The following is a 25447-nucleotide window of genomic DNA, read 5'->3' as shown; positions in this document are numbered from 1 at the left end:
CCGCAGCCGGTCCGCCGCTGCGGCTTTTTTATTTAGCCCACCGCCCCCATTTCCGCCGCCTCCGGCTGCGCGCCGTCGCGCCGCCCGCTGAGGAACGCCGCGCCGAACAGCAGCATCAGAAAGACAATGCCGGAAATAACGTAGAACACGGTACGGTAGCCGGCGGCGTCGAACAGCATGCCCACCGGCAGCGACAGCGCCACGATGCCCACCGAGCTGGCTATCTGAAAGCCGACCAGATAGATAGTCGATGAGAGGCGGCGGTCAAAGTTGGCGACCGCGTACTTAAATACCGAAATGACGCCCAGCGGCACCTCGATAGCGTGCAGCAGCTTAACCAGCGAGATAACCCACGGGTCGCTGAACACCGCGCAGGAGAAGATGCGCAGCATCATGATAGCCACACTGAGCAGCAGGCCGTTCTTGGGACCGATGCGGTTGATAAGAAAGGGAATAACCGCCATGCACAGCGCCTCGAGCACCACCTGAAAGGCGTTCAGATAGCCATACACTCTGGCACCCAGCGCCGGGGAGTCAAACAGACCGGCGTAGAACACCGGAAACAGCTGCTGATCGTAAATGGTGTAGAAGGACCAGGAGCCGATAATAAACAGCACCAGGATCCAGAAGTTGGCGTCTTTAAACACGGCGGCAAAATCTGTCCGGCTCACCTTTGCCGCCTCCGCGCAGCGGGCCGTTGTCCGGTCTGGCCGAAAGCGCAGATTGATCAGCATGAACAGCGCGCCGAACAGCGACACCAGCCAGAAGTTGATGTGCGGATTGATGCTGAACAGCACCCCGGCGCACAGGGCGCCAATGGCGTAGCCGAACGAGCCCCAGGCGCGGGCGGTGCCGTACTCAAAATCCCACCGCCGCGACATTTTCTCGATAAAGCTGTCCAGCAGACCGTTGCCCGCCAGATAGCCGAGGCCGAAGAAGACCGATCCCAGCAGCAGCCCGGCGGTAAAGTGGCTTTTCAGCAGCGGTTCGTAGAGATAGATGATAAACGGCCCGGTGAGCAGCAGGATCGCCCCCATGCCCCAGATCAGCCGCTTATTAAGACCCAGCCGGTCCTGCACCACGCCGTAAACCACCATAAACAGCATGCTGGTGAACTGATTGACCGAATAGAGCGTTCCCAGCGCCGCGCCGCTCAGTCCGAGGGAGCCCTTCAGCCAGATGGCGTACAGCGACCACCACAGGGACCATGAAATAAAAAACAGAAACGAGTAGCCGGAGGCAAACCGGTAGCAGGGATTGCGCAGCGGAATATTGAGCGTCATACGTCATCTCCGGACGTGGTGAGTAGGGTCAGCGGCCCGGCCCGGGCCGCCGGTTGTATTAAATATCGCGGCGGTACGGCAGCGCGGTCATTGCGCCTCTGGCGGTCACCGCCAGCGCTCCGCAGCGCTGCGCCAGGGCAACGGGCTGCTCAAGCGCCGCGCGTGAACGGGGAAGACCGTTCTCAGCGAGCGCCGCCAGCAGACCGGCAACAAAGGCATCGCCCGCGCCGGTGGTATCAACCGCCGCTGCGGGAACGGCGGCGAAGCGGTCGACTTCGCCCTGCCAGCAGACGCGCACCCCGGCTTTACCCTCTGTGACCAGCAGCAGCCCGATGTCGTACCCGGCGGCCAGCCGGCAAATATCCGTATCCTGGTCACCGCCGCCGCTGAGGAACTGCAGCTCGTCAACCGAAAGCTTCACCACGTCGGCCAGGGCCAGCGCCCGCTGCAGACAGTGGCGCAGACTCTCCTCGTCCTGCCAGAGATCTGCGCGAATATTGGGATCGAAGCTGATAAATCCGCCTGCCGCGCGCAGCGTTTCTGCGGCGCAAAAGGCCGCCGAGCGCGACGGCTCTGCCGACAGGGCAATCGAGCAAAAGTGCAGCCAGCTGCCCGCCGCAAACGGCGGCAGATCCTGCACGCTGAGAAAGAGATCGGCGCCCGGCCTGACCATAAAAGTGAAGGTGCGTTCACCTTCGTCACCCAGCGCCACCAGCACCGTCGAGGTGCGGCGCTGCTCGTCGCAGATCATATAGCGCACATCCACGCCCTCAGCCGCCAGCGTCTGCATCAGCATCTGGCCAAAGGGATCGCCGCCGACCCGCCCGATAAATGCGCTCTCGCCGCCGAGGCGCGCAATGCCCACGGCGACATTGGCCGGCGCGCCGCCGGGGCACGGCTGCAGCAGCCCGCCCTCCGCCGGCAGTAAATCGACAACCGCATCCCCCAGTACCCATACTTTGGCTGACATGATCTTTTCCTCGCTAAGCTAATGCGCCATTGATAAACCGTTTTGTGGGCAAAAGAAGTTTTTTTGCTGCAGGGTGTAATTTTGATCACAAAACCACTAAGTTAACGTTAACAATCGTGATTAACCTCACAATTACAGAAGTTCATGACTTTATCTTGCAAAAAGTTAACGTTAACAATCAGTGCCAGACTACAGACATATTTAAGGTGAGACGATGAAGCAGGAACTACAGCGCGCGCAGGCCGGAGTGGAGGCAATGCGCGCCCGCCGCGGCAGCGCATTTTATCCCGGCTACCATCTGGCGCCGCCGGCGGGCTGGATGAACGATCCGAACGGCCTGATCTGGTTCGGCGGCCAGTACCACGCCTTCTATCAGCACCACCCCTACAGCGCCGACTGGGGCCCGATGCACTGGGGGCACGCGACCAGCGAGGATATGGTTCACTGGCAGCAGCAGCCCATTGCGCTGGCGCCGGGCGATGAAGAGGACCGCGACGGCTGCTTCTCCGGCAGCGCCGTGGACGATGACGGCGTGCTGTCGCTTATCTACACCGGCCACGTCTGGCTCGACGGCGAGGGCAACGACAGCGCCATCCGCGAAGTGCAGTGTCTGGCCACCAGCCGGGACGGCATCCACTTCGAAAAACAGGGCGAGGTGCTGCTGCCTCCGGAGGGGATCATGCACTTCCGCGATCCGAAAGTCTGGCGCCAGGACGGCGCGTGGTGGATGGTCATCGGCGCCCGCGACCGGCACGACAGCGGCCAGGTGCTGCTCTATCGCGGCAGCAGCCTGCGCAACTGGACCTTTGACCGGGTGCTGGCCGGGGCGAAGCCCGGCGAGAGCTATATGTGGGAGTGCCCGGACTTTTTCCCGCTCGGCCAGCAGCAGTACCTGATGTTCTCTCCCCAGGGAATGCGCCCCGCCGGCTACGACTACCGCAACCGCTTCCAGAGCGGCGTGATTGCCGGGCGCTGGCTGCCCGGCGGCGGCTTCACGCCGCAGTCGTCCTTCCGCGAGCTGGATCGCGGCCACGACTTTTACGCTCCGCAGAGCTTCAGCGCCGCCGACGGCAGGCGCGTTATCATCGCGTGGATGGATATGTGGGAGTCGCCGATGCCCTCGAAGCTTGAGGGCTGGGCGGGCTGCATGACCGTTGCGCGCGAGTTAAAAGAGGTGGACGGCGAACTGCGCCAGCTGCCGGTAGCGGAGCTGCTCTCCCTGCGCCGGCAGGCGACGGCGATTGAGGCCGGGACGCTCGTCGGCGAGCGGCAGCTTGCCGACGGCGTGAAGTGCCACGAGCTGCTGCTGACCTGGGACACCCAGGCAAGCGATGCCGAACACTACGGCGTGCGTCTCGGCAACAGCCTGCGGCTGTACGTGGATAATCAGGCACGCCGGCTGGTGCTGTGGCGAGATTCGCCGGATGCGGCGCTGGACGGCTACCGCAGCATTCCCCTCCCCGGCGGCGTACTGCTGAGCCTGCGCATCTTCTTCGACAGTTCGTCGGTGGAGGTCTTCGTCAACGACGGCGAGGCGGTGCTCAGCAGCCGCATCTACCCGCAGGAGGGCGATCGCGCGCTGCGGCTCTACGCCGCACACGGCGAGGCGATGCTCTGTAAAGGTGAACTCTGGGCGCTGGCGGCGATTCAGGCCGACTGACGGGCCAGCAGTGGACAGGTAATGCGCCGCAGCCCGCCGCCGCTGCGCCCTTCAATAATGTGCAGCGCCGCCTCGCGGCCAATCACGTCGTGGGGCAGCTGCAGGGTGGTGAGCGGCGGCAGAAACAGATCGCCGACGCCGACCATATTGTCAAAGCCCAGCACCGCCACGTCCTGCGGCACGCGCAGGCCGCTGGCAAACAGCACCTGATAGGCAACGAACGCCGCCCGGTCGTTGCCGCAGATCAGCACATCAAAATCGGGCCTGCCGGAGGCCAGCATCGGCGCCAGCAGCGCCGCCAGATCGGTATAGTGCTCATCCCCCGGCAGCATATGGTGCTGGCCCACAACATCAAGGCTGTACCCCGCCTCCTGCCAGGCTAGCTCAAAGCCGCGGCGGCGCTCGCCGGTGGCAATGGCCCCCTCAGGCAGCCAGAAGCAGAGCGGCCGCCGGTAGCCTTTCTCTATCAGATAGCGCGTTGCCCGGTACTGGGCCTCAAAGTCGTCGGGGATATAGCCCGGCAGTGAGGCGCCGCGGCTGATGCAGTTCGCCAGCACGCAGTTCTCGCCCTCAAGCGCGGCGGGCAGCGTCACCTCGCGCAGTCCCATCGTGGTATAGATGATGCCGTCCGGGCGGTGGGCCAGCAGCTGGCGGGTAGCGCGATCGGCATCGTCGGCGGAGAAGATATTGATCAGGAAGCTGCTCCAGCCGCACTCGCCGGCGGTCTGCTCAATCGCCAGCAGCATCTCTACCGAGAAGGGCGTGGTGGCGGTGTCCTGCGCCAGCACGGCGAGGGTCGAGGGGCGGGAGCCCTGGTTGCGCACCCGGCGCGCGGAGAGATCCGGGACGTAGTTCAGGGCTTCAACGGCCTGCATCACCCGCTCGCGGGTCGCGTCCGAGACGGCGCCCGTCTGGTTGATCACCCGCGAGACGGTCATCATCGACACCCCCGCCAGCTGCGCTACATCCTTTAAAGAAGCCATACCCGCCCCGCTCAGTTCAGACTGCGGGCACTGTAGCAAAAGTTGCCTGCGCTGTCTTGAGGGGGCGAGCGCGCAGGGTATGATGTAGCAAATCACAGCTGAATAAAGTGTAAATATTTTAGCCTTATCATGCGATAAAAAGCTAAAATATTAGCATTATGGCGAAAAAAACGGCTCCACTTCTTCCCGATACCACTGCGCTGCTTGTCGATTTTGGCGAGCGGCTGAGGCTCGCGCGCCTGCGCCGCAGGCTCACCGCCAGGCAGGTAGCCGAGCGCGCGGGGATGTCGCCCATGACGCTGCGCTCGCTGGAGTCCGGCGGGGCCGGCGTTACCATCGGTGCCTGGCTATCGGTGATGCAGGTACTGGGACTTGAAGAGGATCTAAACAAGCTGGCCGCCGAAGATTTGGTCGGTCGTCAGCTTCAGGACTCTCGCCTCGCCTTGCCACCGCAATCCCGCGCGCGTCGGCAGGATGCTCCGCGGGAGACGCCATCAAAAATGCGCCCGCGGGCCGCATCGCGTCAGCGGAACAGCGAAAGCGATATTGAAAATACCTCATCCGCCCTTGCGGCATTACTAAAACGCCCGGGGGCAGCCACAAAAGGAGATTGAGCATGGCAACGATCGGCGTGTATGCAGACTGGGACGGTCTGCGCGGCCCGAGGCGAATCGGTTTTCTGCACGGCCGGCGAACACGCGCGCGCGAGCTTTTTGAATTTGAATACGATCCGCAGGCGCTAAACGATCCTGCGCTTAACTTTTTGCCTCTGGATCCGGAAATCGCAATGTTTACGGGCGCGCAATATCCCGCCCAGCCTCGGGACAAGTTTGGCGTGTTCGCAGATTCCTGCCCCGACCGCTGGGGACGAATGCTCATGAAGCGGCGCCTGGAGCGGGATATTCGCGCCGGCGCTCTGCCGCCGGGAACCCAGCTTTACGAATCCGATTATCTGCTGGGCGTCCACGATCTCTATCGCGTTGGCGCGCTGCGCTACAGGCTGGAGGATCGCGGCGCGTTTCTCGATAACCGCACGGATACTGCAGCGCCTCCTTTTACCGAACTCCCTGCCCTGGAAAGGGCCAGCCTGGCGCTGGAAAACGACGTAGACAATAGCGCGCTCATGGGCCAGCAGTGGCTCAGAATGCTGATTGCGCCCGGCGGTTCGCTGGGCGGTGCCCGGCCGAAGGCCAGCGTCGTCGATGACAGCGGCCAGCTGTATATTGCTAAATTTCCCAGCGCCCGGGATGACTATGACGTTGGCGGCTGGGAAATGGTGGTGAACGCCCTCGCGGTCGGCTGTGGACTGAATGTCGCTCCCGCCCAGGCGCGCAAATTTGCCAGCCCTTACCACACCTTCCTCGTCCGCCGCTTCGACAGAACGCCGTCCGGACAGCGCTTTCACTTTGCATCCGCCATGACCCTGACCCGACACCAGGACGATGATGATGCCGCCACAGGCGTCAGCTACCTGGAGCTTGCCGATGTTCTGATAAGACACGGCGCGCAAACACAGGCCGATCTACGCGAGCTGTGGTCGCGGATCGTCTTTAATCTTCTCGTCTCTAATGCCGACGATCACCTGCGTAATCATGGTTTTATTCTGGTTCCGGGAAGAGGCTGGCGGCTCAGCGAGGCCTACGATATCAACCCGGTCGCCCGCGCCGATGGGCTAAAGCTCAATATTACGCAGGCCGATAACGCGCTCGATCTCGAACTGGCTCGCGAGGTGGCGGGCTATTTTCGCCTCGGCCTGGCCGAGGCGGACGGCATTATTGCCGACTTCAGAGCGATCGTCAGCCAGTGGCAAACGATCGCCCATCATCTCGCCCTTCCCGCCCGCGAACAGGAGGCAATGTCGCAGGCCTTCACGCTGGCGGGCGGATAGCCACCCGCTTCACCGGCGCGTTCTGCCGCTGCTCCCACAGCACCGTCAGGCCGCGCTGCAGGGCAATAAAGATAAACAGCAGGATGCCGATGGCGATTTTGGTCCACCACGAACTGAGCGTGCCGTCGAAGTTGATATAGGTCTGAATAAGCCCCTGAATGCCGACGCCGAACAGCGTGCCGAGTACCGTGCCGACGCCGCCGCTGAGCAGCGTGCCGCCAATCACCACCGAGGCGATGGCGTCCAGCTCGACGCCGACTCCGGCCAGGGCGTAGCCCGCCTGGGTGTAGACGGAGAAGACAATTCCGGCGAGGGTCGCAAGGCCTGTCGACAGCATATAGATGCGCACGGTGGTGCTGCGGGTGGAGATCCCCATCAGGTTTGCCGAACTGGCGCTGCCGCCGATGGCGTAGACCTGATTGCCGAAGCGGGTGCGGTGGGCGAGGAAAATCCCCGCCACCACCACCAGCAGCATTAGCAGCCCCATTGCGCTCAGCCGCCCGCCGCCGGGGATCATCCACGCCATATCGGAAAGCTGCTCGTAGACCGGATGATTAATCGGAATCGACTCTTCGGAGATCAGATAGCTGACCCCGCGCAGGAAGAACATTCCGGCGAGGGTAATAATAAAGGCCGGGATTTTTAGCCCGTCGATAAGCAGGCCCATGAAGGCGCCGAAAGCGCAGCCCATCACCAGCACCAGCGGAAAGGCCATCAGCGGCGACATCCCCCAGAAACCGATCGCCTTAGCGAGAAAGACACCGGTAAAGGCGATCGCTGACCCGACCGAAAGGTCGATGCCGCCGGAGAGGATCACGAACGTCATGCCCACGGCGATAATGCCGAGGAAAGCGTTGTCGGTCAGGATATTGCAGATGACCCGCGTCGAGGCAAAGCCCGGAAACTGGGTCAGGCAGTAGAGATAGCCGAGGATAAACACCCCGAGCGTGATCATCAGCGGCAGATTACGTTTTAGCATGGCCCCGCCCTCTTTTTAACAGCGCGATAAAACGCGGCGACTGCACCACCAGCACGCAGAGCACCACCACCGCCTTCACCACCTGATTCAGCTCCGGCTGGAAGCCGGAGAGCAGAATACCGGTATTCATCCCCTGAATAATCAGCGCCCCCACCACCGACAGCAGCATATTGAAGCGCCCGCCCATCAGCGAACCGCCGCCGATAACTACCGCCAGAATGGCGTCCAGCTCCAGCCACAGTCCGGCGTTGTTGGCGTCCGCACCGCGAATGTCCGCCGCCACGATCACCCCGGCGATAGCGGCGCAGACGCCGCTCAGCACGTAGCTCAGCATCACCACCAGCCGGGTATTGACCCCGGCGTTTTTTGCCGCGCGAATGTTAATGCCGACCGCTTCGATAAACATCCCCAGCGCGGTTTTGCGGATAAACAGCCAGAAGACGATCAGCGTCAGCAGGGCAATGATCACCGGCGCCGGAAACAGCAGCAGCTTGCCGCTGCCGAGCCAGGCCAGCGACGGCGCGTCGAAGGTAACAATCTGCCCGGCGGTGATCAGCTGCGCCACGCCGCGCCCGGCGACCATCAGGATCAGGGTGGCGACGAAGGGCTGAATTTTCAGCACCGCCACCAGAATGCCGTTCCACAGGCCGGCCAGCACACCGGTGGCCAGCGCAGCCAGCAGCACCAGCGGCAGGCCGTGCCCGGCCACCACCATCGACGCCGCCGTGGCGCCGGCAATGGCCATCACCGCGCCGACGGAGAGGTCTATACCGCCGGTGGCGATCACCAGCGTCATGCCGATCGCCAGCAGCGCCACCGGCGCGGCGCGATTGAGGATGTCGATCGGGCTGCCGAACAGCCGGCCATCCTGCAGGGCTATCTGGAAAAAGTGCGGCGAGACGAGGCTATCGACCGCCAGCACCAGCAGCAGGGCCACGATTTGCGGTGTCCCGGTGGGCCAGCGGAAAGTGCGCTTTGTGCGCTCTGCCTGGGGAACAGATTGGGGCATCACGGGTGCCTCCTTAAGCCGCAATGGCATTCATGATGGCCGTCACCGACAGCGCCTCCAGCGGGATCTCCGCCACCTGTCTGCGGTCGCGCAGGATAATGACCCGATCCGCATAGCCCACCAGCTCCTCCAGCTCGGAGGAGATCACCAGCAGCGCCAGGCCGTCGGCGCAGAGGGTTTCGATCAGGCGAATAATCTCCGCGTGCGCCCCGACGTCGATGCCGCGGGTGGGCTCATCGAGGATCAGAAACTGGGGTTTAGTCAGCAGCCAGCGCGACAGCAGCACCTTCTGCTGATTGCCGCCGGAGAGGAACTCGATCGGCTGTTCGGCGCTGGGGGTGCGGATGCCGAGCTGGCGAATAAAGCGTTCGGCGATAGCGTTCTGCTCGCGGCGGGGGATCGGCCGCAGCCAGCCGCGCTGCGCCTGCAGAGCGAGAATGATGTTCTCCCGCACCGAGGCGGCGGCGATAATACCGTCGGTTTTGCGATCCTCCGGGCAAAAGCCGATCCCGGCGCAGGAGGCCCGGTGCGGGGAACGCAGCCTGATCGGATTGCCCTTAATCTCCGCCGTACCGCTGTCGGCGGTTTTCACGCCGAAAATAACCTCCGCCGTCTCGGTGCGCCCGGATCCCAGCAGCCCCGCCAGGCCGACAATCTCGCCCGGCCTGACCTGCAGGTCGAAAGGTTCGATGACGCCCTTCTTGCCGTAGCCGTGAAATGCCGCCACCGGCCTGTCGCTCAGCAGCGTGCGCCCGGCGCGCTGCAGGGCGTTGGTCTCCAGCTCGCGGCCGAGCATCATTTTCACCAGCTCAATCTCCGGCAGTTCCGCCGTTTCGCGACAGCCGACGAAGCCGCCGTTGCGCAGGACGGTGATGCGGTCGCTGACCTGGTAGACCTGATCGAGAAAGTGGGTAACGAAGATCAGGCTGACGCCACGATCGCGCAGCTGGCGCATCAGGGTGAACAGCATCTCCACTTCCTGGGCGTCGAGGCTGGCGGTGGGTTCGTCGAGGATCAGCACTTTGGCGGAGAGATCGATAGCCCGGCAGATGGCGACGATCTGCTGCATCGCCACCGAGAAGCGATTAAGCGGCTGGCTGACGTCCAGCGAGAAGCCGTAGGCGGCCATCAGCGCGGTGGCGCGCTGCTGCATTTCGCGGCGGCGAAGCAGGCCGAAGCGCCGGGGCTCCCGGCCAATAAACAGGTTATCCGCCACCGACATATTCGGCAGCAGGTTAACCTCCTGATACACCGTGCCGATACCGAGCATCTGGGCGTGGGCGGTATTTTTCGGCGAGATGGTTTCGCCCTCCAGCCAGATGGTGCCGCGATCGGCGTGATACACCCCGGTCAGGACCTTAATAAGCGTGGATTTCCCGGCGCCGTTTTCGCCGAGCAGGGCCATGATCTCGCCGCGCCGCAGGCTGAAGTTGACGTTATCCAGCGCCTTGACGCCGGGGAAGAATTTGCTCAGTCCTTCGGTGCGAAGTATGTCCTGGCGTTGGGATATTTCGCTCATGGTTCTGCTCACTGTGTCACCCTCACCCCGGCCTTCTCCCTGCGGGAGAAAACCTCGCTAACCTGCCCCTCTCCCCGCGCGGAGAGGGAGAAAACTCCGCTAACCGGTCCCCTCTTCCCTACGGGGAGAGGGTTAGGGTGAAGGGGAAAGAGTAAACTCAGTACCCCATATCCTTTTTCTTATCCAGCTGCGCCTGGGCATCCGCCGGCAGATAGAGCTGCGAGTGCGTCAGGGTCAGCTTCGGCGGCACGGTGCCGTCCTTTTTGAATTTCTCCAGCGCGTCAAACGCCGGACCCGCCATGTTTGGCGTCAGCTCAACGTTGGCGTTCGCCTCACCCGCGAGCATCGCCTTATAGATATCCGGCACGCCGTCGATAGATCCGGTGAGAATATCTTTGCCCGGCTTGAGCCCCGCCTCTTTTATCGCCTGAATGGCGCCGATGGCCATATCGTCGTTGTGGGCGTACACCATGCAGATGTTTTTGCCGTTATTCTCGGCCTTGATAAAGCTCTCCATGACTTCTTTACCCTTGCTGCGGGTAAAGTCGCCGGACTGGGAGCGGATAATCTTGATGTTTGGCGCTTTAGCTATCGCCTCGGCGAAGCCCTTCTTACGGTCAATCGCCACGCTGGCGCCCACGGTGCCCTGCAGCTCGACGACGTTACACGGCTTGCCGTTTTCGGTCTTCACCAGCCAGTCGCCGATAAGCTTGCCTTCCAGCACGTTGTCGGCGGTAACCGTTGTCATATACAGCGACTTGTCTTTCACATCGATGGAGCGGTCCAGCAGGAAGACCGGAATCTTGGCCTGCTTCGCCTCTTTCAGCACCGGCTCCCAGCCGGTCGCCACGACCGGCGCGATAAAGATAGCGTCAACGCCCTGGGCAATAAACGAGCGCACGGCCTTGATCTGGTTCTCCTGCTTCTGCTGGCCGTCGGCGATTTTCAGAGTAATGCCGCGCTTGCTGGCCTCGCTTTTCGCCACGCTGGTTTCGGCGGCGCGCCAGCCCGACTCGGAACCCACCTGTGAAAAACCGACAGTTAACGGAGCGGCGACTGCCGCGGACGACGCGGCGGCGGTGACGGCAGAGACAAGAAGTAAGCGCTTCCACATAAGAGGTATCCTCGCGGGGTTATTGTTGTTAAAAGCGTCAACTGCCGAAACTATAGACAATGCCCGAATGAACGAAATGCGCGAGGTCACAGTTCCGCAAAGAGCCGCCGTTATTTGTAAGCGCTTTCATATGGGTATTCAGCAGGCCGCTATGTTTATGGATTTTTCGCCTTTTACCGGCGGCGGCGGAGAAAAGAGTTCAGGACTTTTAAGCACAGTTGGCTATAATGTCCGGCACTTGATCGAACGACATTTTAAGGAATCAGACATGAGCTTACTCAACGTCCCGGCGGGCAAAGAGCTGCCTGAAGACATCTACGTAGTTATCGAAATCCCGGCCAATGCCGACCCAATCAAATACGAAGTGGATAAAGAGAGCGGCGCGCTGTTCGTTGACCGCTTCATGTCTACCGCCATGTTCTACCCGTGCAACTACGGCTACATCAACCACACGCTCTCCCTGGACGGCGACCCGGTTGACGTACTGGTCCCGACCCCGTATCCGCTGGAGCCGGGCTCAGTGATCCGCTGCCGTCCGGTTGGCGTGCTGAAAATGACCGACGAATCCGGTGAAGATGCCAAGCTGGTTGCGGTTCCGCACACCAAGCTGAGCAAAGAGTACGATCACATCAAAGACGTGAACGACCTGCCGGACCTGCTGAAAGCGCAGATCACCCACTTCTTTGAGCACTACAAAGATCTGGAAAGCGGCAAGTGGGTTAAAGTTGACGGCTGGGATAACGCTGACGCGGCCAAAGCTGAAATCATCGCCTCCTTCGAGCGCGCGCAGAAGAAATAAGTTTCTGCCAGAAATAGAAAATGGCCACCGCTTGCGGTGGCCATTTTTTTCACGCTTTTCCTACCAGCTGTACTTCACGCCCAGCATCGCTTCCGTATTGCTGTATTTATGATCGCCAAGCTGCTGGCCGACGTTGCCCCACGCGGTGAGGTTATTGCTCAGCTTGCCCTCAACCCCGGTCTTGACCTCGCCCAGGTTGCGCGCCCCCTCCTGGCTCAGGCGCACGCCGTCCATTTTGGTGCTGAAGCGGCGGGTATTGTGGATCCAGTTAGCCTCGATAAAGGGCTGGAACTCGCGCTGTTTGCCCTCATCGAGCTTGCTGTAGCTGTTGAGATAAGCCCGGGCGCCGAGGCGGGTCAGCACGTTGCCGTCGCCGTCGCTGCTGACGCGGGTCCCGTTATCCTCGGTGTGGTTCTTCGCCCTGACGCCCATCCAGATAGCCTGCGCCTGCGGCTGGATGTAGACCTTACTCAGCGTCCCCTTGCTGCCGTAGAACTCGCCGACCTGCCAGGTGTAGCCGGTCTCCAGCGAGCCGGTGAAGCCCTTAGAGTGATAGCTTTCGCTGGCGAGATCTTCACCGTTGACCGAGTTTTTCAGCCAGCTGTAGCTCGCCCAGGTATCCACGTACAGGCCGGTCTTATCGGCGTCGTTGGCGTACCAGGTGCCGTAAATGCCGACGTTATAGCCGTGCACTTTGCCGTCTGAGCCGTAGCCCGTGGCGCTGGAGTGCGTATGGCTGCTGTTGTTGCCGTAGCCCGCCATCAGCCCGAGGTGGCCGCGGTCGAGACCGCTGCTGCTCCACTGCGCCACGTCGCCGCCAAGCATAATAACGTACTGGTTGCTGCGGGTTTTCAACTGCCCGGAGCTGTCCTTCCAGCGGTTGTGGGTGCCCACCTGGCGCATCCACAGGCTGGTCACCCGCTGCTCGCCGGTCAGGGCGTCGGTGTACTGGGTTTCGCCCAGCCTGTCGTGCAGGCGGGTGATAAACATGGTGTTGGCCGCCGCGATATTGGCGATGTAGCTCCCGGCCTCCGGACGGTAGGCGGGCTTCGCTGGCGCAGTTGGCGGCGTGCCCGGGTTGGTCGGCTCGCCTGGATCCGTCGGACTGGTCGGATTGCCGGGATCGACCGGCGGCGTGCCGGGATCGCCCGGATCGGTTGGATTACCCGGATCGACCGGCGGCGTACCGGGATCGCCCGGGTCCGTAGGATCGGTTGGCTCGGTCGGGTTTGTCGGCTCCGTCGCTTCGTTGGTCAGGTACCAGTTTTTATTGCTCGCCGCCCCGACGCCGCGCCCCAGCGTATAGTCGTAGGCGCCCGCCGCGATGCGTCCGTCCTGCACGAACTCCCCTGCGGAATTTCCGTTAACCGCAATCAGTTCAATGCCGTTGAGGGTCCGCGCGCCGGTGCCGCCGGCGTTGGCGACGCTGACCAGGGTGGTGCCGCTGGTATCGCCCTCCACGGTCATGTGGTCGGTCAGTGAACTATCGTCGCCGAGCACGGTGTTAAAGCGGATTTTGCCGCCGTTGCCGGCATAGTTGCCGTTCACCGTCAGCGTATTGCCCACCTGCGCATCGCTGCCGATCTGGGCCAGCTGGACGGTGCCGCTGTTGCTCAGGTCGCCGCGCGGACCGCGTTCGCCGGCTCCGCAGCGGGGAGGCCGCTCTGACCCACCTGCAGGGTGCCTTTGTTGTCAACGCCGCCGCTGACGGTGCCGTTAGCCGCCATCATCGCCCCTGCGGCGATATTAACCTGGGATGAGGCGAGGGTTGACGGCGCCTCGCGGGAGCCGAAGCGCAGGCCGCCGCTGAGAATATCGGTACTGCCGGTATAGGCCAGATTGGGATCGGTCAGCGTCAGGGTACCCGCGCCGTCTTTGACCAGGTTGCCGCTGCCGTCCACGACGTTCGCCAGCGTCCAGTCGCTATCCGTCACCAGCGCCAGGGTGCCCTCATCGTGCACGGCGGCGCTGCCGAGGTGGGACGCCTGGGCTGCCGTCAGGCGGCTGTCCTTGTCGATGCTGAATTCGCCGCTGAACTGAGTGTTGTCGCCGGAGAGCTGCACCTGGCTGCCGGTAAGATTGATTTTGCCGCTATTGCTGACGCTGTTGGCGAAGGTCCCTCTGGCGGCGTTAAGGTTGACGGTTCCGCCGTTGTCGATGGCGCCGGAGCCCAGCCCCTGGGTGTTGTCCAGCGTGGCGGCGGCCCCACTGTTCACCGCTGTAGTGGCGCTTAGCCCGGTATTCGCGCCGGTGACGGTAAGCTCTCCGCCCTCAAGGGACAGCGTTCCCGCCCCCTGCATATGGCCCTGCACCGTGCCGCCGCTGTTAATCGTCAGATTACCGCCCGCGATATCGACCAGCGATCCGGCCGCCGTCGCCACCGCGCCGACGGTCTGGGTATGCCCCGCCATCTTCAGCCCGGTACCGTCCGCCAGCTTCAGCAGGGAGGTGTTGCCCAGCACGCTGTCGTTATTCATCTGCAGCGTACCGCCGCGCACGTCGGTGACGCCGCGGTAGTCGTTGCTGCTGTTGGAAAGGGAGACCGTGCCGCCGGTTATCGCCAGATCGCCCGCGCCGGTCACTTTCGCGCTGAGATCGGCGGCGCTGCCGGTATCGGTGCCGCTGTTAAGCGCCAGCGCATCGCTGCCCGCGCCCTTCAGGTTCACCTCTTTCAGGGCGTAAGTGACGTACAGCCCGTCGTGACCGGTACCGTCAGACAGCTTCCAGTCCCAGGTGCCTTCGGCCACCGTCGGGCCGCCGGCGGTATTAACAATATGGGTCATTTTGCCGCTGCTGATGACGCTGCCGCTGCTGTCTTTCAGGGTGAGCGCGCTGCCGTTGCCGGTCACCGTACCGCCTGAGCCCACCAGCTTAATCAGGTTCTCGCCGTCATCCTGCTTGAGCAGCTGGACCTTATCATTGACGTCAGGGGCATAGTTGACCGCGTCGCCCAGACTCACCTTCACGCTGCCCTTGCCGCTGATATCGAGATTCTTGCTGGTCTGGATGGTATTGTCGCTAACGGTGTTGCCCGGCGCCACCGCACCGAAGACGACGGTACCGCCGTTGAAGGTCAGCCCGCCGATCGTCTGCTGACCGCTGCCGACGGTGGTAATGCTTTTGTCGTCCGCGCGCAGCGTTGCATTTTTCAGCGCCTGGGTGTTCACTCCCGCCAGCGCCAGGGTGCTGTTGCCCAGCGCCAGGGTGCCGCCGAAGCCGTCGGCCTTATTGTTATTGGTGAAGTTAAACGCCTTGCCGCTGGTATTGGTGCTGACGGTGCCGGTACCGCTGAGGTGGCCGGTGAAATCGGTTGCCGCGCCGTTTTCAATAGCCAGCGTGCTGCCCGAGTCAATGCTGAAGCCGGTACTGGCATTGTCGTCCTGGCTATCCCCCAGCTTGAGAATATTGTTGCGCAGGGTCAGCGTAGAGCCGTTGGTCAAATCCACGTGCTCAAACCCCGCCAGCAGGTTGGCATCGCTGTGCACGTACTGGCTGTTGTCGAGCATGATGGAGTCATCGCCATTACCACCGTCAATCAGCGGCGATGAGTCGGTGATGTTGGTCCCCACGCCCACCAGCTCCACGCGGTCGTTATCCGCCTCCATCTTTACTGCCCCACCGACGCTGCCGCCCTCCCAGCGGAACAGGTCGTCGCCGGTGGACATACGGATCTCATTAACGATGGTCCCGCTTTTCAGCGTCACGCTGTCCTTCTCCGCGCCGGTGCTGATCGAATTACCGATTTTTGCATCGCCGCGAATGATATAGGTATCTTTTCCCAAGCCGGAGGAGACGTTGCCGTCCACGCTGCCGCCGCTCATATCGAAGAAATTGTCTGCCGCCTTCAGTTGAACGTTGCCGATGCGCCCGCCGGTCATCTCCGCATGGTCGCCGTCTTCAAAGGCCCCTTTAATCCAGCCGCCGGTCATGCGAAAGGTATCCTGAGAGCCGCCCTGCTGCAGGGAGCCAATAGTGCCGCCGGTCATCTCGAAGTCATCAATACCTTCACCCTGGGTAATGCCGCCGGTAATGGTTCCACCTTCAATTAGCACCTTATCGCTGGCAAAGTCATCGCCGTTGGCCTCCGTCACGCCCTGAATGACATCGCCGTCAATCGTACCGTCAACCATGTGCAGCGTATCGGCTCCCCTGCCCTGATTGACAATGCCGGTAATGGTCCCACCGGTGACGGTCAGCGTGTCGTCGCCGTCGCCAAACAGAGTAGCGGTGCCGCTCGTGCCTTCACCGCTGCTGATATTACCGGAATTAGTGATAGCAGTATTACCTTTAGCATTAATACGGATCCCCGGCCCCGCCGTACCGGTAATCGAACCGCTATTATTGATAGTATTTTCCGCGCTCCCTTCGCGCAGCAGAATACCGGCGCTGGTGCCGGAAATTATGCCGGTATTGCGAATGGTCGAGCTATCGCCAAGCGAGATGGCCGGGCCGCTGCTGACGTCCAGCGTGCCATCCTGCTGAACAGTGACGCCCGAGACCCCGTCTGCGCTAACGACAGCGGTATTGCCTACCTGGTCAGCAGAACAGGTTACCTTATCACCATTACCCGGCGAGGTATTGTCGCAGGCGGCATACGCCTGAGAAGATCCGACGGCAAGGCAGATACACGAGGCCAGAAAAGAGAGCCGGTAGGTTGATTTCATACGCACTCCTGATCATCAAAGAATGGAAAAAATGGCGCATGAAGCAGGAATATATTTTATATTCTGCCGGCCATTTAATTTAATAAATAAGCGGTTTCCCGCACTGCTATACCAGGTGCGATATAACAGCGTGGATGCCGTAAAAAATACAACGCGCCTTTTAAAAAGGTATTCCGGGATAATATGAATATTAAAGGTATAGCCGACTTGCTAAATCACCATTCAGGGTGCGCGGGAAATTGAGTCAGGTCGCAATATCAAAAAAATCGTCCGCTGATAGCGAATATCTTAATGACAGCAGGCGGAAGGATGTCTAGCGGCCTGCGGGAACGCAGGCCGCCGGGAAAAGATCAGCTGTCGCGCCGGATCTTCTTGATGATATTGGTAGTCGAGCAGCCGTCTTCGAAGTTAAGGACCATCACTTCGCCGCCGTTGGCCCACACCTCTTTGCTGCCGGCAATCTGCTCAGGCTTATAGTCGCCGCCCTTCACCAGCAGGTCCGGCAGAATGCCGGCGATCAGGCGCTGGGGCGTATCCTCTTCAAAGGAGACGACCCAGTCTACGGCCTCCAGCGCGCCGAGGACGATCATCCGCTGATCGAGCGGATTGACCGGCCGGGTGTCGCCCTTCAGGCGCTTCGTGGAGGCATCGCTGTTGACCGCCACGATCAGCCGGTCGCCGAGGCGGCGGGCGTTGGCCAGGTAGGAGACGTGCCCGGCGTGCAGAATGTCAAACACGCCGTTGGTCATGACCACCTTCTCACCGCGCTGGCGGGCGGCGGCCACCGCCTGCTTCAGCTCGCTTTCGCTCATCACGCCGAAGCCGGTGTCGGCGCGGCCGCGCACGGCGTTCTCCAGCTCAATCGGCGACACGGTTGAGGTACCGAGCTTGCCAACCACCACGCCCGCCGCGGCGTTGGCGAAGAAGCAGGCCTCTTCGAGAGAGTTGCCCGCCGCCAGCGTCGCCGCCAGCACGCCGATCACCGTATCGCCGGCGCCGGTGACGTCATACACTTCCTGCGCCTGGGTCGGCATGTGCAGCGGCGCTTTGCCCGGCTGCAGCAGCGTCATGCCCTGCTCGGAGCGGGTAACCAGCAGGGCGGAGAGATCGTAATCGGCAATAATCTTCATGCCGCGCTCGACCAGCTGGGCTTCATCCTGACACTTACCGGCCACCGCCTCGAACTCAGAGAGGTTCGGGGTCAGCAGGGTCGCGCCGCGATAGCGCTCAAAGTCGGTGCCTTTCGGATCAATCAGCACCGGCACGCCCGCCTCGCGGGCAAGCCCGATCATCGCCTGCACGCTCTCCAGCGCCCCTTTGGCATAGTCGGAGAGCACCAGCGCGCCGACGCTGCCCAGTGACTGGCGAATGCGGTCGTGCATCGGCTGCGGATCGACGCCGGCAAAGCCCTCTTCAAAGTCGAGGCGGATCAGCTGCTGGTTGCGCGACAGCACGCGCAGCTTGGTGATGGTCGGATGGGTCGGCACGGCGACGAACTCGCACTGCACCTTCACATTCGCCAGCGCCTTCGCCAGCGCCTGCGCGGCGTCATCGACGCCGGTCAGGCCCACCAGCCGCGAGCTGGCGCCGAGGGCGGCGATGTTCATCGCCACGTTGGCCGCGCCGCCGGGGCGCTCCTCAATGGTATCCACCTTCACCACCGGCACCGGGGCCTCCGGCGAGATGCGGCTGGTTGGGCCATACCAGTAGCGGTCCAGCATCACATCGCCAACCACCATGACGCCTGCGCGTGTAAACTCCGGCAGCGTTACTTTCATTCCTGACTCCTGCTAGATTCTTCAGTTGCGCGCGATAATAGCATAACTCAGCCCGCGACCAGCCACTTCTGCCAGCAGGCGCGCACCAGCTCACGCTCGGCGTGAAACGCGTCCGGCGCGACGTGGCCCGGCGCCTCCTGCAGCGCCAGGTGGTGCAGCGCATCGCGAAGCGTGGTGTAGGCCCGGCTCAGCGCCAGCGCCTCTTCGTCGTCCATGATGCCGTTCTGCGCCAGCAGCTCCAGAATGCGCACGTTATCGGACCAGCGGGTCAGCTTCGGCCTGTCGTGGGCGTAGCGCAGCACCAGGTACTGGGTAATAAATTCAATGTCGGTAATGCCGCCCTCGTCGGCTTTGATGTCGAAGCGGTCCCGGTGTTTGCCCCCGAGGTGGGCGCGCATCTTCTCGCGCATTTCGCGCACCTCGGTCTGCAGCGTCGGGCCATCGCGCTCAATGGCGAGGATAGCTTTGCGGATAGCGTCGAACTGCCCGTGCAGCTGGCCGTCGCCGTAGACCACCCGGGCGCGCACCAGCGCCTGATGCTCCCAGGTCCAGGCCTCGCTGCGCTGATAGTCGGCAAAAGCATCGGCGGTGGTGACCAGCATACCCGCCGCCCCGGAGGGACGTAAGCGAGCGTCCACTTCGTACAGAATGCCCGACGACGTGCGGGTGCTGAACAGGTGAATGATGCGCTGCACCAGCCGGAGATAGAACTGGCGGCCGTCGATTTCGCGCGGACCGTCGGTCGTCACGTCCGCCGGGCAGTCGTGGAGGAACACCAGATCGAGGTCAGAGCCGTAGCCCAGCTCCCAGCCGCCGAGCTTGCCGTAGCCGATGACCGCAAAGCCGCGCCCTTCGCGCCCGGCCAGGTGGCGCGGCTGGCCGAAGCGGGCCACGGTGTGGGTCCACGCCTGCTGCACCACGGCGTCGATCATCGCCTCGGCCAGCCAGGTTAAGTGATCGCTCACTTTCATTACCGGCAGCGTGCCGGCAATGTCCGCCGCCGCCACCCGCAGCATCTGCGCCTGCTTAAACTGGCGCAGCGCCTCCAGCTGCTGCTCCTCATCCTCTTCCGGCACCCGCAGCAGGTACTGGCGCAGCTCGTCGCGGTAGGCGTCGGTGGCGGTGGGCTGGTAGAGGGTGTTGGGGTCCAGCAGTTCGTCAAGCAGCAGCGGATAGCGCGCCAGCTGGCTGGCGACCATCGGCGAGGCGGCGCAGAGGCGGATCAGGTGCTTGAGCGCGCCGGGGAATTCGCTCAGCAGCTCCAGATAAGTGGTGCGGCTGGCGATGCCGGTCAGCAGCGGCATAATGCGCGACAGCGGCAGCGGAGCGTCATCGCGCGCGCAAATCTCGCTCAGCAGATGCGGCATCAGGGTATCCAGCACCTGGCGGCCGCGCGGGCCGATAGTGCGGCGGTCCAGCTCTTTGCGGAAATCGGCGATCTCCGCCACCACCCGATGGCGGTCCTCATCGCTGAGGTGGGCCAGCACCGGCGTGGTGTCGTCCTCCTGCAGCGCGTCCTGCCACAGTTCGCGCCACTGCTCAGAAAGCTGCTCGTCGGCGGTGGCTTCTTCATCGTCGCCGATCAGGGCGTTAAAGATACGGCGCACGGCGGCCATCTTCCCGGCGAGCGCGGTGTAGAGCGAGTCCCAGTCGCGGCAGCCCATGCCCCACGCCAGCCGGGCGCGGTTAAGGTCGTCTTCCGGCAGGGTCTGGGTCTGCTCGTCGTTAATGCTCTGTAGCAGGTTCTCCAGCCGGCGCAGGAACAGGTAGGCGTCGCGCAGCTGCCCGGCCTCGCCCTCCGGCAGCAGGTGCAGCGCGTCGATGGCGTCCAGGGTCGGCAGCAGGGAGCGGCTCTGCAGCGACGGCTCGCGTCCGCCGCGGATCAGCTGGAAGACCTGGACGATAAACTCGATTTCGCGAATGCCGCCCGCGCCGAGCTTGATGTTGTCCTTCAGGCCCCGGCGGCGCACTTCGCGGGCGATCATGCCCTTCATATTGCGCAGGGACTGGATGACGCTGAAGTCGATATAGCGGCGGAAGACGAACGGGCGCAGCATGGCGCGCAGCTCGTCGCCGTAGGCGCCGCCGCTGTCGCCGAGCACCTTCGCCTTGACCATCGCGTAGCGCTCCCAGTCGCGGCCCTGCTCCTGGTAGTAGTCCTCCAGCGCGGCAAAGCTCAGCACCAGCGGACCGCTGTCGCCGAACGGGCGCAGGCGCATATCCACGCGGTAGACGAAGCCGTCCTGGGTGGCCTGGTCCAGCACCTTGATCAGCCGCTGGCCCATGCGGGTAAAGAACTGGCCGTTGTCCAGCTCCCGGCGCCCGCCAGCGGTCGCCCCGTGCTCGGGCCAGGCAAAAATCAGGTCGATATCCGAGGAGAAGTTCAGCTCGCCGCCGCCGAGCTTGCCCATGCCGAGGATCAGCAGCGGCTGCGCCTCGCCGCGGGTGCTGGTCGGGGTGCCCCACTCGCGGCAGCAGGCGGCGTACAGCCAGTCGCGGGCGCCGACGATCAGCGTCTCGGCAAGCTGGCTCAGCTGCTGCAGGCTCTCTTCGGTCGGGACCTGCGACAGCGCCTGGGCCCAGGCGATGCGCACCATCACCCGGCGGCGAAACAGCCGCAGGGCGCGCATCAGGGCCGCCTCGTCGTTGACATCGGCCAGCGCCTGCGCCAGCCAGTCGCCGTAGTGCCGCCACTCGCCGGGCGCCACCGGCGCCTGCGCCAGCTCTTCGAGCCACTGCGGGTGCGCGGCCAGACTGTCGGCAATGAAATCGCTAAAGGCCATCGCCGCCCGCGCCTCGGGGCGCAGGTCGGCGGCGGGGAAGTCGTCCGGCAGCCGGTCGGCTACCGTCTGCCAGTGCTGCTGCAGCGGTGAAGAGAGCGCGGTCATGGCGTTCCTCTATTAATGTTATCGTCCGGTGACAAGAAAAGCGGTGAGCATCAGTTTGGCGCGCGCCACCTGCGGGTTAAAAGCGGCATCGGCGGCGGTAGACGCATCGCTGATGATCTGCGCAACCTGCGCCATCTGCTCGGCGGCCATCTCGTGTTCGGCGGCGAGCGTTTTACCGATAAAGGCCACGGCGTCAGCGACCTGCGCTTTCGCATCAGCGCTGCCGCGCAGCCACAGCTCTTCGTGATACTGCCAGTGGGCCAGCGCCGCCTCAAGGCCGGCATTGTCCTGCGCGCCGTAGGCCGGGGCTCGCGGCTCGCGGGGCGGATTGCCCTTCGCCAGATGGTAGCCGCGGGCGGCCTTGCTCAGGCTTCCCTGCCGCAGAACGCCGCTCTCCAGCAGCTCGCCCGCCAGGGCCAGAACATCCTCAACCCGGCCGCTCAGCAGCTCCAGCTCCAGTTCGCCGATAGGCTCCCGGTGCTCGCCCGCTTTGACTTCGCCGTTATCCAGCGCAATTTCAATCCGGCTTTCGCCGCAGTCCACCAGCCACTTCTCGCGCTGAAAATCGGTGCTGAACAGCGGCTTCACCCGCCCGGCAAGATCGGCGGGCAGGCTGCCGCCGGGCCAGACGTCGGCGGGCAGCTTCTCCAGCGCCAGCTCGGGCTTCGTAAGGGGAATATTGTACTCCGGGCGCTGGTTAAGGCCGCCGACGGAGCGGCCGGCGGTCTTGAGGGTCATCTCATAGGTTTTGCCCTGGCCGCGAATGCGCAGGCCCATATCGTGACCGCGCAGCCAGCCGTCGTCGGTTTCGTAATAGATGTTGAGCAGCTGCGCGGCGGGCACGTGCTGCGCGCTGAGGGCGCCGAGCCGCTGGCGGAGGGTCTCTGTACCGCGCGGATCGACGATGAACTTCAATTCGATTTCCTGTTCCATGTCCAGTTTTCTTATCGTTGAGTGACCGGGATTGGTAATGACGCCGAACTTACACGCATAATTCTTGTCAGTAGAGTGTATTTCTCCGCACTTTGCCATGCAATCTCCTCCTGGAGGATTCCGATTGCAGCAGAATGCCTGGCGTCGTCAGACTGATGCCACTACTATCTCGTGCGACTTTTTTCGTTCCACCTAATGACCAAAATGACGACCTGATGCTTAAATTACGCCTGATTGGACTGACTTTACTTGCACTTAGCGCTTCCACCATCGCCCACGCTGATGAAAAACGTTATGTCTCCGATGAACTGAACACCTGGGTACGCAGCGGCCCGGGCGATAACTACCGCCTGGTCGGCACCGTGAACGCCGGAGAAGAAGTGCAGCTCCTGCAAACCAATAATGACACCCAGTACGCCCAGGTGAAAGACAGCAGCGGCCGCACCGCCTGGATCCCGCTGAAGGAGCTGAGCACCAGCCCAAGCCTGAAAACCCGCGTGCCGGACCTCGAAAATCAGGTCAAAACCCTGACCGATAAGCTGAACAATATTGATAATACCTGGAATCAGCGCACCGCCGATATGCAGCAGAAAGTGGCCGGTAGCGATAGCGTCATTAACGGCCTGAAAGAAGAGAATCAGAAGCTGAAGAATGAGCTTATCGTCGCGCAGAAGAAGGTGAACGCCGCCAACCTGCAGCTGGACGATAAGCAGCGCACGATTATTATGCAGTGGTTTATGTACGGCGGCGGCGTGCTCGGCGCGGGCCTGATCCTCGGCCTGGTGCTGCCGCACCTGGTGCCGAGCCGCAAGCGCAAAGACCGCTGGATGAACTGATGCCCGATTCGCCATCTCCTCTACACTTGCGTATTATCGGGTGATTTTTCAGTAAGGGGATGGCGGCGTGAAGCAGTATCTGGTTGGCGGGGCGGTGCGCGATGCGCTACTGGGCCTGGCGGTAAAAGACAAAGATTGGGTTGTTGTCGGCGCTACGCCGCAGCAGATGCTTGACGCGGGCTACCAGCAGGTAGGCCGCGATTTTCCTGTGTTTCTGCACCCGCACACCCACGAGGAGTACGCCCTCGCCCGCACCGAGCGCAAGTCCGGCTCAGGCTATACCGGTTTTACCTGCTACGCCGCCCCCGATGTCACCCTCGAGCAGGACCTGCTGCGTCGGGACCTCACCGTAAACGCGCTCGCGCAGGACGACGCGGGCGCGATTATCGATCCCTACGGCGGCCAGCGGGACCTGCAGGCGCGCCTGCTGCGCCACGTTTCGCCGGCCTTCAGCGAAGATCCGCTGCGGGTGCTGCGGGTGGCCCGCTTTGCCGCCCGCTACGCCCACCTCGGCTTTCGCATTGCCGATGAGACGATGGCCCTGATGCAGGCGATGACCGCCGCCGGGGAGCTGGAGCATCTGATCCCGGAGCGGGTGTGGAAAGAGACGGAGAGCGCGCTCGGCACCCGCAACCCGCAGGTCTACTTCCAGACCCTGCGCGACTGCGGCGCCCTGAAAGTGCTGTTTCCCGAAATTGACGCCCTGTTCGGCGTGCCCGCCCCGGCTAAATGGCACCCGGAGATCGACACCGGCGTCCACGTCCTGATGACCCTCTCCATGGCGGCAATGCTGACCCCGGCCGTCGACGTGCGCTTCGCCACGCTGTGCCACGACCTCGGTAAAGGGCTGACGCCGAAGGCGCTGTGGCCCCGCCACCACGGCCACGGCCCGGCGGGCGTCAAGCTGGTGGAAAACCTCTGCGCCCGGCTGCGCATACCCAACGAGATGCGCGATCTGGCGAAGCTGGTGGCGGAGTACCACGACTTGATACACACCTTCCCGGTTCTCAAGCCCGCCACGGTGGTGAAGCTGTTTGACGCCATTGATGCCTGGCGCAGGCCGCAGCGGGTGGAGCAGCTGGCGCTCACCAGCGAAGCCGACGTGCGCGGGCGCACCGGCTTTGAGGCGCGCGACTATCCGCAAGGCAGACTGCTGCGCGAAGCGTGGGAGGTGGCGCGGGCGGTACCGACGAAACCGGTGATTGACGCGGGCTTTAAGGGGCCGGAGGTGCGGGAGGAGCTGACGCGACGCCGGGTGGCCGCCGTCGCGCAGTGGAAAGAACAGCGCTGTCCGCAGACTACATAAACACCGCGTAGACCGCCGCCGCCACGATAAAGCGGTAGATGGCGAACGGAATAAAGGTGATGCGCTTGATGATGTGCAGGAAGGTTTTAATCGCAATCAGCGCCACGATAAAGGCGGTGACGAACCCGACCGCAAACATCGGAATGTCGGCCGCCGTCAGGAAGCCGAGGCTCTTGTAGATGTCCAGCGCGGTGGCGCCCATCATCATCGGCACCGCCAGCAGGAAGGAGAACTCCGCCGCCACGTAGCGGCTGATGCCGAGCAGCATGCCGCCGGCGATAGTAGAGCCCGAGCGGGAGAAGCCCGGCCACAGCGCCAGGCACTGGAAGCAGCCGATCAAAAATGCCTGGCGGTAGGTCATATCGTCCAGACCCTGGGTCTTCGGCTCCTTCGGCTTGAACAGCTCGGCGGCGATCAGCAGCAGGCCGCCGACCACCAGGGCGTACATCACGGTTACCGGGTTAAACAGCGATTTAATAAAATCGTGGAACACCAGCCCCAGCACCACCGCCGGGACCATAGCCAGCAGAACGTGAATCAGCGACAGGCGCCCGGCGCCCAGGCCTTCGTGCACCGGCGGGCGGCCAAAGTGGATGCCGATAAGGCCGAACAGGCGGCGCCAGAACATCACCACCACCGCGAGGATCGATCCCAGCTGGATCACCACCTCAAACGTTTTGGCGGTGTCGCCCTCAAAGCCCAGCAGGTGGCCGACGATGATCATGTGGCCGGTGCTGGAAACGGGTAAAAACTCAGTCACTCCTTCGACCACACCCAAAATTGCCGCTATCAGCAGCGAGTGCATATCGTTCATTACATTAACCCTTAAAAAATAACA

General features: G+C 62.8%; 18 protein-coding genes and 1 pseudogene. 6 read left to right on the top strand and 13 right to left on the bottom strand.

The annotated features are described in order from the left end of the window. Positions 1-32 precede the first annotated feature (32 nt). The gene (locus ENGE1_RS03620; RefSeq protein WP_048254387.1) at positions 33-1283 is read right to left on the bottom strand and encodes an oligosaccharide MFS transporter; all 1251 of its coding nucleotides are present in this window, start codon (positions 1281-1283) and stop codon (positions 33-35) included. A 58-nt stretch (positions 1284-1341) separates the two neighbouring features. Then, a complete protein-coding gene (locus tag ENGE1_RS03615) occupies positions 1342-2253 on the bottom strand; it encodes an aminoimidazole riboside kinase (protein WP_043080724.1) in 912 nt (303 codons plus the stop codon). Positions 2254-2467: 214 nt separating this feature from the next. Here ENGE1_RS03615 and ENGE1_RS03610 point away from each other — a divergent pair, with 214 nt between their 5' ends. After that, positions 2468-3913, top strand: a complete 1446-nt coding sequence (locus ENGE1_RS03610; RefSeq protein ID WP_048254389.1) for a glycoside hydrolase family 32 protein — start codon at positions 2468-2470, stop codon at positions 3911-3913. Here ENGE1_RS03610 and ENGE1_RS03605 read toward each other — a convergent pair. Then, on the bottom strand, positions 3901-4896 hold the full coding sequence (locus ENGE1_RS03605) for a LacI family DNA-binding transcriptional regulator (RefSeq protein ID WP_048254391.1): 996 nt from the start codon (positions 4894-4896) through the stop codon (positions 3901-3903). The genes ENGE1_RS03610 and ENGE1_RS03605 overlap by 13 nt on opposite strands. 158 nt (positions 4897-5054) lie before the next feature. Between ENGE1_RS03605 and ENGE1_RS03600 the strand changes: the two genes are divergently transcribed. Then, positions 5055-5510 (top strand): helix-turn-helix domain-containing protein, encoded by a 456-nt coding sequence (locus tag ENGE1_RS03600; RefSeq protein WP_048254393.1) that lies wholly within the window; start codon positions 5055-5057, stop codon positions 5508-5510. 2 nt (positions 5511-5512) lie between these two features. Then, positions 5513-6784 (top strand): type II toxin-antitoxin system HipA family toxin, encoded by a 1272-nt coding sequence (locus ENGE1_RS03595; protein WP_048254395.1) that lies wholly within the window; start codon positions 5513-5515, stop codon positions 6782-6784. Here ENGE1_RS03595 and yjfF read toward each other — a convergent pair. The 4 genes from yjfF to ytfQ all read right to left on the bottom strand — a co-directional run bounded on the left by yjfF (position 6765) and on the right by ytfQ (position 11405). Continuing rightward, a complete protein-coding gene (yjfF, locus tag ENGE1_RS03590; protein ID WP_043080729.1) occupies positions 6765-7763 on the bottom strand; it encodes a galactofuranose ABC transporter, permease protein YjfF in 999 nt (332 codons plus the stop codon). The genes ENGE1_RS03595 and yjfF overlap by 20 nt on opposite strands. Then, entirely contained in the window at positions 7750-8772 is a 1023-nt protein-coding gene (gene ytfT / locus ENGE1_RS03585; RefSeq protein ID WP_043080730.1) for a galactofuranose ABC transporter, ATP-binding protein YtfT, read from the bottom strand. The genes yjfF and ytfT overlap by 14 nt, the downstream gene beginning before the upstream one ends. Positions 8773-8785: 13 nt before the next feature. Beyond that, positions 8786-10291 carry a galactofuranose ABC transporter, ATP-binding protein YtfR gene (gene ytfR, locus ENGE1_RS03580; RefSeq protein WP_048254399.1) on the bottom strand — a complete coding sequence of 502 codons (1506 nt, stop codon included), beginning with the start codon at positions 10289-10291 and terminating at the stop codon, positions 8786-8788. A gap of 157 nt (positions 10292-10448) precedes the next feature. After that, positions 10449-11405 (bottom strand): galactofuranose ABC transporter, galactofuranose-binding protein YtfQ, encoded by a 957-nt coding sequence (gene ytfQ / locus ENGE1_RS03575; protein ID WP_048254401.1) that lies wholly within the window; start codon positions 11403-11405, stop codon positions 10449-10451. A gap of 268 nt (positions 11406-11673) precedes the next feature. On the opposite strand from ytfQ, the gene ppa reads away from it, so the two are divergent. Beyond that, positions 11674-12204: an inorganic diphosphatase gene (gene ppa / locus ENGE1_RS03570; protein WP_043080733.1), complete on the top strand. Its 531-nt coding sequence runs from the start codon at positions 11674-11676 to the stop codon at positions 12202-12204. Between the two features lie 60 nt (positions 12205-12264). Here the strand turns inward: ppa and ENGE1_RS03565 are convergent, their stop codons facing one another. From ENGE1_RS03565 to ENGE1_RS03545, 5 genes and pseudogenes are all read right to left on the bottom strand, one after another. Beyond that, positions 12265-13770: an autotransporter outer membrane beta-barrel domain-containing protein gene (locus tag ENGE1_RS03565; RefSeq protein ID WP_064360547.1), complete on the bottom strand. Its 1506-nt coding sequence runs from the start codon at positions 13768-13770 to the stop codon at positions 12265-12267. A 47-nt stretch (positions 13771-13817) separates the two neighbouring features. Beyond that, positions 13818-16868: an autotransporter-associated beta strand repeat-containing protein gene (locus ENGE1_RS03560; protein ID WP_064360546.1), complete on the bottom strand. Its 3051-nt coding sequence runs from the start codon at positions 16866-16868 to the stop codon at positions 13818-13820. Positions 16869-17218: 350 nt separating this feature from the next. Beyond that, positions 17219-18646 (bottom strand): bifunctional D-glycero-beta-D-manno-heptose-7-phosphate kinase/D-glycero-beta-D-manno-heptose 1-phosphate adenylyltransferase HldE, encoded by a 1428-nt coding sequence (hldE, locus tag ENGE1_RS03555; protein ID WP_043080734.1) that lies wholly within the window; start codon positions 18644-18646, stop codon positions 17219-17221. 47 nt (positions 18647-18693) lie between these two features. Beyond that, complete coding sequence (gene glnE / locus ENGE1_RS03550; protein ID WP_048254402.1) at positions 18694-21534, bottom strand: bifunctional [glutamate--ammonia ligase]-adenylyl-L-tyrosine phosphorylase/[glutamate--ammonia-ligase] adenylyltransferase; 2841 nt, start codon at positions 21532-21534, stop codon at positions 18694-18696. Between the two features lie 165 nt (positions 21535-21699). Beyond that, positions 21700-22467 (bottom strand): annotated as a pseudogene (locus ENGE1_RS03545) (CYTH domain-containing protein); the annotation flags it as partial. Between the two features lie 215 nt (positions 22468-22682). Between ENGE1_RS03545 and ENGE1_RS03540 the strand changes: the two are divergent. Next, positions 22683-23303: a TIGR04211 family SH3 domain-containing protein gene (locus tag ENGE1_RS03540; protein ID WP_045287286.1), complete on the top strand. Its 621-nt coding sequence runs from the start codon at positions 22683-22685 to the stop codon at positions 23301-23303. Between the two features lie 67 nt (positions 23304-23370). Further along, complete coding sequence (locus ENGE1_RS03535) at positions 23371-24609, top strand: multifunctional CCA addition/repair protein (protein ID WP_048254403.1); 1239 nt, start codon at positions 23371-23373, stop codon at positions 24607-24609. On the opposite strand, the gene bacA is transcribed toward ENGE1_RS03535, so the two are convergent. Beyond that, positions 24602-25423: an undecaprenyl-diphosphate phosphatase gene (gene bacA / locus ENGE1_RS03530; RefSeq protein WP_045287288.1), complete on the bottom strand. Its 822-nt coding sequence runs from the start codon at positions 25421-25423 to the stop codon at positions 24602-24604. The two genes, ENGE1_RS03535 and bacA, sit on opposite strands and share 8 nt — an antisense overlap. Positions 25424-25447 lie beyond the last annotated feature (24 nt).

This window comes from Pluralibacter gergoviae ATCC 33028 = NBRC 105706, assembly GCF_001598855.1.
GTDB classification, from domain to species: Bacteria; Pseudomonadota; Gammaproteobacteria; order Enterobacterales; family Enterobacteriaceae; genus Pluralibacter; species Pluralibacter gergoviae.
Note: the sequence above shows the minus strand (reverse complement) of the source record. Positions and strands in the feature narration are given on the sequence as shown.

Excerpts from the sequence above, each read along its gene's own strand:
- ENGE1_RS03620 (WP_048254387.1), bottom strand. The coding sequence starts at position 1,283 with ATGACGCTCAATATTCCGCTGCGCAATCCCTGCTACCGGTTTGCCTCC.
- ENGE1_RS03615 (WP_043080724.1), bottom strand. The coding sequence starts at position 2,253 with ATGTCAGCCAAAGTATGGGTACTGGGGGATGCGGTTGTCGATTTACTG.
- ENGE1_RS03610 (WP_048254389.1), top strand. The coding sequence starts at position 2,468 with ATGAAGCAGGAACTACAGCGCGCGCAGGCCGGAGTGGAGGCAATGCGC.
- ENGE1_RS03605 (WP_048254391.1), bottom strand. The coding sequence starts at position 4,896 with ATGGCTTCTTTAAAGGATGTAGCGCAGCTGGCGGGGGTGTCGATGATG.
- ENGE1_RS03600 (WP_048254393.1), top strand. The coding sequence starts at position 5,055 with ATGGCGAAAAAAACGGCTCCACTTCTTCCCGATACCACTGCGCTGCTT.
- ENGE1_RS03595 (WP_048254395.1), top strand. The coding sequence starts at position 5,513 with ATGGCAACGATCGGCGTGTATGCAGACTGGGACGGTCTGCGCGGCCCG.
- yjfF (WP_043080729.1), bottom strand. The coding sequence starts at position 7,763 with ATGCTAAAACGTAATCTGCCGCTGATGATCACGCTCGGGGTGTTTATC.
- ytfT (WP_043080730.1), bottom strand. The coding sequence starts at position 8,772 with ATGCCCCAATCTGTTCCCCAGGCAGAGCGCACAAAGCGCACTTTCCGC.
- ytfR (WP_048254399.1), bottom strand. The coding sequence starts at position 10,291 with ATGAGCGAAATATCCCAACGCCAGGACATACTTCGCACCGAAGGACTG.
- ytfQ (WP_048254401.1), bottom strand. The coding sequence starts at position 11,405 with ATGTGGAAGCGCTTACTTCTTGTCTCTGCCGTCACCGCCGCCGCGTCG.
- ppa (WP_043080733.1), top strand. The coding sequence starts at position 11,674 with ATGAGCTTACTCAACGTCCCGGCGGGCAAAGAGCTGCCTGAAGACATC.
- ENGE1_RS03560 (WP_064360546.1), bottom strand. The coding sequence starts at position 16,868 with ATGAAATCAACCTACCGGCTCTCTTTTCTGGCCTCGTGTATCTGCCTT.
- hldE (WP_043080734.1), bottom strand. The coding sequence starts at position 18,646 with ATGAAAGTAACGCTGCCGGAGTTTACACGCGCAGGCGTCATGGTGGTT.
- glnE (WP_048254402.1), bottom strand. The coding sequence starts at position 21,534 with ATGACCGCGCTCTCTTCACCGCTGCAGCAGCACTGGCAGACGGTAGCC.
- ENGE1_RS03540 (WP_045287286.1), top strand. The coding sequence starts at position 22,683 with ATGCTTAAATTACGCCTGATTGGACTGACTTTACTTGCACTTAGCGCT.
- bacA (WP_045287288.1), bottom strand. The coding sequence starts at position 25,423 with ATGAACGATATGCACTCGCTGCTGATAGCGGCAATTTTGGGTGTGGTC.